This window comes from Promicromonospora sp. CA-289599, assembly GCF_050936155.1.
Classification (GTDB): Bacteria; Actinomycetota; Actinomycetes; order Actinomycetales; family Cellulomonadaceae; genus Promicromonospora.
The window spans coordinates 5608934-5619988 of the sequence record NZ_JBNJNI010000001.1 but is presented as its reverse complement, the minus strand read 5'-3'; the positions used below and the strand labels follow the sequence as shown (position 1 = coordinate 5619988).

Below are 11055 nucleotides of genomic sequence, written 5' to 3'. Positions count from 1 at the left end.
CTGACAGCCACCACCCTAACCCGCCGCCCCTGCGCCGAGAGCCGGGGCCGCCGCCCGCCGGAGCGGCGTTGCTCACATCCGGAGGGCGTGGCGGGCGGCGGTCTGCTGGGTGTCCTGCAGCGCTGAGGTCGGCAGCCCGCTGGATGCCTGCACCGAGGTCGGCAGTCTGCATCGAGATCGGTCCAGCGCTGGACCGATCTCGATGCGAAGTGCCGACCCCGCGGACCGGACCCAGCAACGTGCCGACCTCAGCCCCGCTCCAGGTCCTCAGCGATGCTCGCGATCCGGACCAGCCGCGCCTCCCAGGCGCCCCCGATGCGGACCAGCCGCCGGCCCAGCGCCGTCAGCTCGGCACCCAGGGCACGGTACCGGCGCTCGCGGCCCACCTTCTGCGACTCGACCAGCCCGGCCGCTTCGAGGAGCGCGAGATGCTTGGTGATCGCCTGCCACGTGACGGGCAGCCGACCAGCGAGGGCGGCGAACGTGGCGACGGGCGACCGCGCGGGCGGCGCTTCTTGTGTCACTTCTTGTGTCACTTCTTGTGTCACTGCTGGCGGGGCCTTCACCAGGAACGGGACTCGGCGTACTTTCAGTCCTGCAGCACCGCGGCCGCCAGGCTCCCGCGCCGGCCGAGGTGCTCGGCGACGCCGCCCGCCACGAGCCGGCCCAGGAGCCCGCCCATCGAGGTGCCCGCCACGTACGTTCCCGCGGCACGTGGCACAGCGGAGGCCGCACCCGCGTCGATGAGCATCTCCGTCAGGTACGCCATGGCGACGGCGGGCACCCCCGCGACGAGCAGCCCCTCCACCGCCCGCCCGGCGACCATCAGGCCGAACGTCGGCGCGAACGGGACCGCGAGCCCGACCGCCGTCGCGCCGAGCATCGCGAAGGTCATCGCCCGCACCCGGCCGACGCGGTCGGCCACCCAGGCCCAGGGCAGCACGCCGACGGCCAGGCCGAGGGTGGCGGCGGAGACGAGCAGCGCTGTCGCGGAGGCGGACGTCGCCAGCTCGCGGGCCGCGTCGGGCAGGACGGACTGCGGCGCGTAGAGCTGCGCGAACACAGCGGTCCCGGCGCCGAACAGGGCGACGAGCAGACGTCGCTCGTCGAACCGTTCAGCGCCGGGACCGGTGCTGCTCACGCGTACTGCAGGCCTGCGCGGGCACTCACGCCAGCAGGGTCGGCTTCAGGTCCTTGACCCGGCCGAGGAGGCCGTTGACGAAGGCCGGCGAGTCGTCCGTCGACAGGTCACCGGCGAGGTCGACCGCCTCGTCGACCGCGACGGCGTCGGGCACCTCGTCGTTGAACAGGACCTCCCAGGAGCCGATCCGCAGCAGTGCGCGGTCGACGGCCGGCATGCGCTGGAGCGTCCAGCCCTGCGAGTACGTCTCGAGCACCTCGTCGATGCGGTCGCGGTGCGCGAGCACACCCTCGACGATGTCAACCGTGTACTGCGGCACTGCCGCCTCGGTGTGCGGCACCGCCACGCGGTCGGCGAGGAGCTTCAGCGGGTCGATGCCCCGCTGCTCCGCCTCGAAGAGGATGTCGGCGGCGCGCTTGCGCGCCTTGGTGCGTGCGCCCATGGTCTCTTTCTGCTACTGAAGTTCGCTACTGGAGCTCTGCTACGAAACCCGCTGGTGGGCTGTTGTGCGCCGGTTGCCCGTCAGCCGCGGGTCACTCCGTGACGCGACCGAGGTAGTCACCGGTGCGCGTGTCGACCTTCACCTTGACGCCCTGCTCGAGGAACAGCGGGACCTGGATCTCGGCGCCCGTCTCGAGCGTCGCCGGCTTGGTGCCACCGGTGGACCGGTCGCCCTGCAGGCCCGGCTCGGTGTAGGTGATCTCGAGGACCACCGACGTCGGCAGCTCGATGTACAGCGGCGTGCCGTCGTTCGAGGCGAGCATGACGCTCATGCCCTCGAGCATGTAGTCCTTGGCGTCGCCGACCGTCGCCGCAGGCACGTTCACCTGGTCGTACGTGTCGTTGTCCATGAAGACGAAGTCCTCGCCGTCCATGTACAGGTACTGGAAGTCGCGACGGTCGACGTTGGCCGTCTCGACCTTGATGCCCGCGTTGAACGTCTTGTCGACGACCTTGCCGGACAGCACGTTCTTCATCTTCGTTCGGACGAACGCTCCACCCTTGCCCGGCTTGACATGCTGGAACTCGATGACGGACCAGAGGTTGCCGTCGATACGGAGCACGGTGCCGTTCTTGATGTCGTTGGAGGTAGCCACGTTCGTCTTCCTGTGTCGGTGAAGGTTTGCACCCGGGGCGCGCCGACAGGGGGCCGGCGGCTGGGGTGATCGAGCTGGGTGATCAAGCAGGTGTCAAGCAGCAGCGGTCAAGTCTAGCGGACGGCGACACGAACGTCGGCCTATCCCCCACCGCCGCGCACGACGATGCCGATCCCTGCGGCGACGACCATCAGGACCACCGAGACCGGGTAGTACATGAGCGCACGTCGGATATGCGCATGCTTCTGCGCGGAGATGTCGGCCAGGTTCTTGGCCTGGAGCCAGGCTTCATGCCGGTCGTCCTCCGGTCTGGTCGCGACCAGTTCCTCGACCGAGGCGTTCGTGATGTCCGGCAAGGAGTACCGGGAGAACCCGCTCTGCTTCATGCGTGGCCGGAGAGAGAGGACCAGATGGAGTCCCGCGATACCGCACAGCACCATCGCGGCGATGCCGATCACGGCGCCGACCACGGCCGGCCGGGCGCCGGACTCCAGCGCGAGCGAGAACGGGAGCGCCGGAGTGCCTACCCCGAAGGTCAGGGCGATGGCTCCCACGAGAACACTCGTCTTGATGTCGGCGTTGGTGATCGTCAGGTGGAGCATCGACTGGACGAACTGCGCGTCAGCCGCGTTCTCGCTCCGGCGATCGGGCTGCTCTGCCGGGTCGCGCGGCCTGAACACGCCGAACAGACCACGGGAGGCCCGGTGCATACGGGCGGATCCCCACCAGCTCATTCCTCACTCTCCCCGGATCTCTTGCCGTCAGAGGGCTTCTGGACATCGGACGATCCTTCGACCCAGGCGCCGACCTGGTTCCACCAGCTCGTCATCGGGACGTCGTTTTCTCCCCCGGAGCCGCCGTCAGCGACCCCCGGCACGTTGATCAGGAGGATCACCACGGCGACGACCGCGACGGCCAGGCCCACGCCGGCCTTGGCGGCGCGCGCCAGCGCACCGGACAGCAGTCCCAGTGCCCGGCCGAGCAGGTCCACGGCGTCCTCGACGAGCGCGCCGTACCGGCGCAGAATCACCGGGAACGGTCGGCGGATCCGGACGAGCAGGCTCGACCACAGCAGGTCCACGTACAGGAGAACGCTGCAGATGACGTCCGTCAGAACTGGTCCCACGCCGCCCAGCACCCGGCCGACGAGCGGAACGAGCCAGCGCAGGGAGAGACGCACGGCGATCACCGCGGCGACCGCTGACACCGGAACGCGGACCGGGTAAGGGAGCCAGGGGAAGAGGCCGACCCAGAACGCGACTACCGCACTCAACACACCGATCGGTTCCACGCATCAGTCCTGCCGGTCAGGTGCGTCGCCACCCGGGCTCGCGTGAGCTCCACCGGGGTCTCCATCCGCATCTCCGTCCCGATCTTCGTCGGTGATCGCGTGAGTGCTTGGACTCGCTATCGCCTGCGGCTCCGATTCACGGGTACGGCTCCCGGCTTCGATCAACAACGCGTCCATGGCCTCCAGGAGCGGCGCGACCTCCCATTCCTCGGTGTCTGGCGACTGCACCTTCGCTTTCAGCAGTGCGAACCGCGCCTGCAGGAGTGCGCTCTCCCGGTCATGGCCCCAGACGCGGTCCTCGTCCCGCCGCTTGCGGAGATCGTCCGCGAGCTTGGTCGCGTACGAGGGATCCCGCGCGATCGCCTCTCTGGTCACCCCGTCCTCGTCGTTGAGCACGTCGCCGGCGGCCTCGCGGTCAGCCTTGGCGGTCCGGTGAACCTGCTCCTTGAGCTTCCGCGTCCGGTGCTCGCCTTCCCACGCCGGGTCGAAGTCGACCTTGACGTCGACGGATCGAACCTCGACGAACTCCAGGTCCGCGGACGCGAGCGCCCCGAGATCCGATTGCAGGAACGCCTGCTCCAGCTCTGGCGCATCCTCCATCTGATACCGCCGGCTCGTCCTGCGTAGTGTCTGGAGCACGGCTCGCTCCACGAGCTGCCGGACATCGGTCTGGGCATGTTCCACCGCACCGAGCGGGTCGTTGACACGCCACTTCGCACTGACCTCGCACGCGAAGGCGAGACCCTTGTCCGAGCTGGCCAGCGGCGCCTCGATAAGCAGCGGATGGCTGCTCATGTCGACGATCCGGTAGGTCCCGTGTCCTTGCCGCGAGAACCAGCTCATCCCAGAGGTGGGTAGCTCCCCCGGTTGCAGCACGCTTGAGATCCCTCCGCGATGGAAGACGACCTGCTCGTGGCTTCCCGGCCTCGCGTCCTCGACGACGTGCCTCGGACGTTTCGGCTCGAAGGGTCCCCGGACGACAACAACCCGCTCTGTACCCATCAGCTCGCTCCATTCCTGGCAGTGCTCCTGGCAGTGCGGGCAGTGCTCATGGCAACGCTCCTGGCCGCGCGCGGGTCGACGCCCGTTCATCGAGCCGTTCGAGCGCGGCCTGGGCGGTCGGGGACGAGGCGGTCGGGGACGGGTCGCTCGGCTTGCCCAGGAGTCCTTTCAGCGCGTGCCGCAACCGCAACCGGTCTCGCTCGTCCACCGCGACGTGAACAATCAGCTCCAGCACCGGATCTCGATACGCCGTCTCGCGGTCGGCCTGTCGAACCCAGCCCAGCAGAAGGGGAAGTGCGACCGGCTGGCTCTCCGGCGCCCTGAGCGCCGCGCGCCACAGGCGGAGCACCGCATCTCGCGCCGACCCGCCGCCGGACCCATAAGCCGGCCGGGGGGACGGACGGGTCAGACCGGTCTCGAGCATCTCCAGTACCGCGGGCAGCGCGGAAGCTCGTCGCCCGACTCCGGGGAGCGGGCAGCTCTGCAGGAACGCGGCGATAATCTCCCGCCGATAGGACACGTCCGCCGTCGACCACCACTGGTCCAGGGTTCGGACGACCAGCTCTGGATGCCCCTCGAACACGTTGGACAGGCCGTCGCGCACCGCCCGAGCGACCACGCCGCCGTCGCGGTCCGACAACAGCCGGCCCAGCCCGTCGAGGGCCGGGTACGGCCAGAGCGGACTGACAGCGAGGCCCCACGACAAAGCGGCGGTGGTCCTCTGCTGGCGGCTTCCCGAAACCGTCCAGGACTCCACGAGCCCGAGTGCGTGGCCGGCGACGGCCTCGTTCTGCATGGCGACGCTCAGTGCCATCGCGGCAGCGAGGCGCCTGCGCGAGCTGGTCGAGTAGGACCAGGACTGCAGCAGGTTCTCGGCCACGTCCCCGAATCCCAGCCAGGAGAGCCGGCCGACCGAGGTCGCCGCCCGCAGCCGGACGGCCACGTCTCGGTGCACGGCCAAGCCGCCCAGCCAGGTCAGGAGGATCTCGGACCCGCCGAAGTCGCGCCAGGTCTGCTCTATCACCGCATCGAACATCTGTGGACGCCGGAACTCCACCAGTTCCGCGGGGCTGGCCCCGTATTCGGTGGTCACGGTTCGTTGGGTGATCTCCGCGCCGATCGCGTCGAGGCGCGAGCGCCGCTCCCGGAGGAACCTGCCTCGCCTCGGGCTGTCGTCCCCTGTCACGGCGTGGACCAGCTCCGCCAGTCCCGTCTCCATCCGGTACACGGTCGAGTACGGGAGCCCGCCGAAGAACGCGATCGCGATGGCCAGCTCGCGGGGCTTCTCCGGGGAGCCGAGGATCTCTCTTACCGTTTCCCGCTGCCGCGCACCGGCGCCCTCGACACATTCCGCGGGCGCGTCCCCCTTGGCGAGCCGCGCCCCGATCCTCGCCACCTCCACGAGCGACGGAGCGTCCTCGTCCAGCCACGTGGTGATCAGGGGATCATCGAGCAGCTCCAGGGCCTCGGTGCGGCCCTCGCGCGCCGAGTGGTGGCGCAGATGGCTGCGCAGGACAGCGGCCCGGGAGAGCGAGTCGGTGATCCGAACGACCCAGGTCATCACCTCGTCCGTGGCCAGGACGTCGTCATCGACCACCAGCACGAGGGCGGCTTTGCGGCGCGTGAGCAGGCCGGCGAGCCGTGCCAGGACGTACTCGGCGAGCGACCGGTCCCGGGCGATCTCGGGAGACTCCAGAACATAGCTGCAGCCTGCCTCGAAGTCCTCCGCCGCGAGGTCACGGGGATCCGTACCCGGTTCGATGAGGCGGCAGTCGCCACCCTCGCCGACAAGATCTGCCGCCGCCGTCCTCGCGATGAAGCCTCGCCCGCTTCCGCGTGGTCCCTGCAGGATGCACACCCTGTTGGTCTGCAGCGCGGCGCGCGCGGCGCCCGCGGAAGGATGGTCGGCGTCGAGATGCCGCATCTCGGCGAGGTACTCGACGGCGATCGGCGTGGACAGCGTCCGTCTGCGCTGCTCACCACCCAGGTGAATGTGCTGGCTACCGCCGATCGCCGTGACGCCATGGACGTCAACCGGCGCGTCGAACCTGATGGAGTCGGGCCCCAGGAAGCGCGTCAGGTCGCGATCAAGGTCGGCGAGGTTCAGGCTCGGGTCGGCCTCCGGGTCGCCGTCCGGCTCGGCCTCACGGTCGTTCTGGTCAACGCGGCCGTCCTGGTCGGCGGGCTCGTCACCGCCTGCCCTCCGACGAGGTCTGTCGGCGTCGTTCTGCGGCGTCCCGCCGGCGGGCTTCTCGTCGGCCGTCACGGGCTCTGCCTGTCGCGTGTCCTGTCGCTCTGCCCACCGATGTACTGGGTGCCCCCGATCGAGGTGATTCCGTCGAACGTCACGGGCGCACCAAAACTGACGCGAGGTGGTTCAGCGGACCCGTGCACGCCGCCGGACGGTGCGTCGTGGCTCGTAGGCCGGCTCGCCGCAGCCGGGTCAGGCCGGGCAGCGCCAGTACCCCGGGGAGTGATCCAGACCGGCAGCACGCCGCGTGACTTCACTCGCACGCTGCTTGCCTCGAACGCTCCGGGGTCGAGATCCCCGTGCCGGGGAAGGACCACCCCGTTCCATATCGGCTCCGTCACTGCCAGCACCCAGTCGCCGCGCCGGCGCAGAGCTTCGCGAAGCTCGGGCGAGTCCAGGATTCCAGAGAGGTCTTGCACGGCGCGGCCGTTGTGATCGCGATCGGCCTCGTGCGGTACGACGTAGCCCTCATGAACAACGAACCGCAGTGCCATCCGCAGAGCCTGCGCTACTCGCCTGTTGTGTCGACGCAACGCCGACGGCACCTGCTCCGTCACGGCCTCGATCACGCGTACCGGCGAGACGTCATGGAAGTCGAAGCGACCGCCGTCGCCACGGTTCTGCCAGGAGTACGCGTCCGACCCGATGCCCTGGCTCTTCAAGGCCTGACGGACCAGACTTTGCAGGTTACCGACCAGTTCCGAGGACAGGCTCTCCTCGCGGGCCGGATCGGATGAGCCTTGCAGGTCGACGCCGAGCATCAGTCGGTGTCGAGCGTGGTTCTCTGAATATGCCAAGGCATCCCCAAGCGTCGCCGCCGATACCACCAAGCACTACCGAAGCAGGTCGCAACGCTGCTCGCCTGACCTCGCGTGACCGTACGGCCCTGCGGGCCACCACGTTTGAGTCCGTTCTCAACCAGTCTGAACCAGATTAGGGATTTTAGGGGAGAAGCCCCGGGCCCGCTATGACCGAGCCGAATACCAACGACGGTCTCGTTACCATCCAGACTCAAGATCGATCAAACGCAGAAGCGCACAACTTACTTTCCTAGAAGTTGAGGTATATGCTGAACTGGTGTTCACCCTCATCGGAGACATCGTCGGCTCCCGCAAGATCACCGACCGGGCAGCTGCGCAGCAGGCAATCGGCGCAGCCCTGAACCGCGTCAACGAGACGATCGACACCGCGCAACCCCTTGAGCCCACGCTCGGCGACGAGGTGCAGGGCGGGTTCACCACGGTGGGCGATGCGACGCTCGCAGCACTCTTGATCAACCTCGAGCTGTCACCCGATATCGAGATGCGTTTCGGCCTTGGCAAGGGTGACGTCACCGTCCACGACAGCAGCCGCCACCCCCTCCTTCAGGACGGCCCGGGGTGGTGGACGGCACGCGAGGCGATCGGCACTCTCAAGGGCCGTCATGGCACCTGGTACGTGGGCCCCTCCGAGGAGAATCCGTCCCCCGCACTCGTGAACGCATTCCTGCTTGCTCGCGACGCCCTCGTCGCTAGACTCAGCGATCGCCAGCAGCGAATGCTCCTTTTGTCCTTTCAGGGACGATTGCAGCGCGAGATCGCCACGGCTGAGAAGATCTCGCAGTCAGCAGTCAGCCAGGCGTTCGCCAGGGGCGTGCGGGCCGCGCACGACGCACAGCTCACCTTCGGAAAGGCGTGATCACGGATGGCAGTCCTCGGAGCGTTCCTGGCAGCGCTGGGGGTGGCGGACGCGTTCCGTGACACTCACCCGCACGGCATCTCCCCCGCCCGCCGCTACACCGCGCTCGTCGCCGGCCTGGTCACCCTGATCGCACTTTTCGCAGCCGGTGGAGTCACCCCAGCCACGGGGCTCAGCGTCGGTGTACCGCTCGCGCTGCTCCTCGCTGTCTGGGTGCTGCTCGACGTGATCACTCGCACCGTCGGCGAGACGGCAGCGCGGAGCGCGGCGTTCCTGGCGCTCGGCGCGGGCATCATCGTTGCGCTCCTCTTCGGGGACAGCAGCTCCGCAGCATGGCCGGCCTGGGCCCCGGGTCCGCTGTCCGCGTTCTCGCCCTCACAGGTGGTATTCGTGACCGGGATCGCACTCGCGCAGGTCACGACCGCGAACGTGCTCGTGCGACTCATTCTCGACGCGGTCAAGGTTCCCACCAAGGCAGGGACCGACCGGCTACGGAGCGGGCGCGTGCTCGGCCCGATGGAGCGGCTCTTCATCGTCGGACTGGGCCTTGCGGGCAATCTGACCGCCGCAGCCGTCGTGGTCGGGGCCAAGGGCCTGCTCCGCTTCCCTGAGCTGGCCGCCAGCGAGTCGAGCACGCGAGCAGCGGCTTCGCCCATCATCATCCAGTCGTCCATGAGCGGCGAACCGGCCAAGGGCGCCGGCGTCTCGCCCACCGTCCCGGCGCATCAGGGCCCGAACCCTGTCACCGAGTACTTCCTCATCGGCAGCTTCGCCAGCTGGCTTCTCGCACTCGCAGGTCTCGGGCTTGCGAGGCTGGTGCTTGGTTAAGCCAGCAGCTCAACTCTCACCGACTGAAGCCATGCGCTTCATCCGAGGCGCATCGCGATCGCCGACAGCGCCAGCCGGTAGGAGTCGAACCCGAACCCCGCGATGGTGCCCGTCGCGATCCCGGCCACCACGGAGTAGTGCCGGAACGACTCCCGCGTGGCCGGGTTGGAGAGGTGCACCTCGATGAGCAGCAGGTCCGCGGTGGTGACCTGGGCAGCGGCGTCGCGCAGCGCGTACGAGTAGTGCGTGAACGCGGCCGGGTTGAGCACCACGTGGGCGCCGGCGTCGACCGCCTCGTGGAGCCAGCCGACGATCTCCGACTCGCCGTCGGTCTGCCGCACCTCGACCTCCAGCCCCAGCTCCTCGCCCCACTTCGCGGCGGCGACCTCGAGGTCTGCCATGGACGCATGGCCATAGATCTCGGGCTCGCGGACGCCGAGACGGCCGAGGTTGGGACCGTTGAGCACCAGGACACGGGGCAGCGCAGAAGCCATGGCCGCGAGCCTAACGGGCACGGCGGTACAGCGCCGTCAGATCTTGCCGCTCCCGCTCGTGATCCGGTGCCCGCCCGTCGCGTCGGCGACCCAGCGCAGCACCTCGGGACGAAGCTCGTCCCAGCCCCAGAAGATGAAGGCCAGGCAGGTGAGCGCCGCGCCGTCGGCCCGCCACTCGACGACCGGCGTGGCGACGCCGCACGCCCGGCACTCCAGGTCCGCATCGCTCCCGCCGTCCCCCTCGCTCCAGGCCGCCGCCGCGTCGTAGAACCGCCCCAGGCCCTCCTCGTCCGAGCAGGTCGGACCGAACTCCTCCGGCGGCCCGAAGAACTCTCTCGTGGCCGAGCAGCGCGGGCACGTCACCGAGCCGACGTCGAACTGCCCGCCGTCCTGCACCACGCGGCCGACCTGGACCTGGACGCCCCACGGCGAATCTCCCGACGCCGACGCCTCCACGGTGTCGGCCCACGCAGGTCCCGCAGGATGGCCGTCGCCCCCGAGCGCCGCGTCCGGGGACAGCTCCGGAAGGATCACCCCGCGGGCGACCAGCGCCTCCACCACCCGCCGTCCGACCTCGGGCGCGTCGCGCTCGCTCACGTCCAGGTCGGCGACCCACTCGTAGTACGTACCCACAGCTCTCCCTCGGTCGGCGCGGCACCAGTGCGGCTTTCTACCAGAACCGACGCCGGGACCGCCCGCAAAGTCGACCTCCATCAGCCCCGCCGTCACGACCCGTCCGGCTCCAGCCCCTCCACCAGGAGCGTCCGCGGCCCGGGGCCGGCCTCGGCGAGCTCGTCGTGCGGGTTGGTCAGCGTGCAGCGCCGCAGCGAGAGGCAGCCGCAGCCGATGCAGTCGGTGAGATGGTCACGGAGCCGGGAGAGCTGCTCGATCCGCGCGTCGAGATCGTCGTGCCAGGCCTGCGAGATGCGCCGCCAGTCCTTCGCGGTCGGCGTGCGGTCACCGGGGAGCGTGCCGAGCGCGGCACCGATGTCCGCGAGCGGTATCCCCACGCGCTGCGACACCCTGATGAACGCCACACGCCGCAGCGTCTCGCGCCGGTACCGGCGCTGGTTGCCCGACGTGCGCCGGCTCGCGATCAGCCCTTTGCGCTCGTAGAAGTGCAACGCTGACACGGACACGCCGCTCCGCGCGGCGAGATCACCGACCGTGAGCTCGTCACGGTCCCACGGGACGGCGGGGCTGGGTGCTTCCACAGGTGGCCTCCTCAGGCTCTCCAGGACTCCCGCGACGACGCTCGGGCGACGCCGACGGCC

The 11055-nt window shown here is 69.4% G+C and carries 14 protein-coding genes; 2 read left to right on the top strand and 12 right to left on the bottom strand.

Translation table 11 applies throughout. The features are described from left to right. Window positions 1-248: 248 nt before the first annotated feature. The 9 genes from ACQEVI_RS24970 to ACQEVI_RS24930 form a co-directional block, all read right to left on the bottom strand. Entirely contained in the window at window positions 249-524 is a 276-nt protein-coding gene (locus ACQEVI_RS24970; protein WP_432904401.1) for an ArsR/SmtB family transcription factor, read from the bottom strand. A gap of 65 nt (window positions 525-589) precedes the next feature. Continuing rightward, a complete protein-coding gene (locus tag ACQEVI_RS24965; RefSeq protein ID WP_432904398.1) occupies window positions 590-1141 on the bottom strand; it encodes an MFS transporter in 552 nt (183 codons plus the stop codon). A gap of 25 nt (window positions 1142-1166) precedes the next feature. Beyond that, window positions 1167-1583, bottom strand: a complete 417-nt coding sequence (nusB, locus tag ACQEVI_RS24960; protein WP_357452685.1) for a transcription antitermination factor NusB — start codon at window positions 1581-1583, stop codon at window positions 1167-1169. Window positions 1584-1674: 91 nt separating this feature from the next. Continuing rightward, window positions 1675-2238, bottom strand: a complete 564-nt coding sequence (efp, locus tag ACQEVI_RS24955; RefSeq protein WP_357452682.1) for an elongation factor P — start codon at window positions 2236-2238, stop codon at window positions 1675-1677. Window positions 2239-2378: 140 nt separating this feature from the next. Next, on the bottom strand, window positions 2379-2972 hold the full coding sequence (locus ACQEVI_RS24950) for a Pycsar system effector family protein (RefSeq protein WP_432904394.1): 594 nt from the start codon (window positions 2970-2972) through the stop codon (window positions 2379-2381). Then, entirely contained in the window at window positions 2969-3529 is a 561-nt protein-coding gene (locus ACQEVI_RS24945) for a hypothetical protein (protein ID WP_432904391.1), read from the bottom strand. The genes ACQEVI_RS24950 and ACQEVI_RS24945 overlap by 4 nt, the downstream gene beginning before the upstream one ends. 3 nt (window positions 3530-3532) lie before the next feature. After that, window positions 3533-4531, bottom strand: coding sequence for an SPFH domain-containing protein (locus ACQEVI_RS24940; RefSeq protein ID WP_432904388.1), 999 nt, complete (start codon window positions 4529-4531; stop codon window positions 3533-3535). Between the two features lie 46 nt (window positions 4532-4577). Further along, complete coding sequence (locus ACQEVI_RS24935) at window positions 4578-6797, bottom strand: hypothetical protein (protein ID WP_432904385.1); 2220 nt, start codon at window positions 6795-6797, stop codon at window positions 4578-4580. Then, window positions 6794-7543, bottom strand: a complete 750-nt coding sequence (locus tag ACQEVI_RS24930) for a hypothetical protein (protein WP_432904382.1) — start codon at window positions 7541-7543, stop codon at window positions 6794-6796. The genes ACQEVI_RS24935 and ACQEVI_RS24930 overlap by 4 nt, the downstream gene beginning before the upstream one ends. Before the next feature lie 316 nt (window positions 7544-7859). Between ACQEVI_RS24930 and ACQEVI_RS24925 the strand changes: the two genes are divergently transcribed. Next, on the top strand, window positions 7860-8459 hold the full coding sequence (locus ACQEVI_RS24925) for a SatD family protein (RefSeq protein ID WP_432904379.1): 600 nt from the start codon (window positions 7860-7862) through the stop codon (window positions 8457-8459). 6 nt (window positions 8460-8465) lie between these two features. Then, the gene (locus ACQEVI_RS24920; RefSeq protein ID WP_432904376.1) at window positions 8466-9287 is read left to right on the top strand and encodes a hypothetical protein; all 822 of its coding nucleotides are present in this window, start codon (window positions 8466-8468) and stop codon (window positions 9285-9287) included. Between the two features lie 38 nt (window positions 9288-9325). On the opposite strand, the gene ACQEVI_RS24915 is transcribed toward ACQEVI_RS24920, so the two are convergent. From ACQEVI_RS24915 to soxR, 3 genes are all read right to left on the bottom strand, one after another. Further along, a complete protein-coding gene (locus ACQEVI_RS24915) occupies window positions 9326-9781 on the bottom strand; it encodes a type II 3-dehydroquinate dehydratase (protein WP_432904374.1) in 456 nt (151 codons plus the stop codon). Between the two features lie 36 nt (window positions 9782-9817). Continuing rightward, the gene (locus ACQEVI_RS24910) at window positions 9818-10414 is read right to left on the bottom strand and encodes a hypothetical protein (protein ID WP_432904370.1); all 597 of its coding nucleotides are present in this window, start codon (window positions 10412-10414) and stop codon (window positions 9818-9820) included. Window positions 10415-10506: 92 nt separating this feature from the next. After that, on the bottom strand, window positions 10507-10995 hold the full coding sequence (soxR, locus tag ACQEVI_RS24905; protein ID WP_432904367.1) for a redox-sensitive transcriptional activator SoxR: 489 nt from the start codon (window positions 10993-10995) through the stop codon (window positions 10507-10509). Between the last annotated feature and the right edge of the window lie 60 nt (window positions 10996-11055).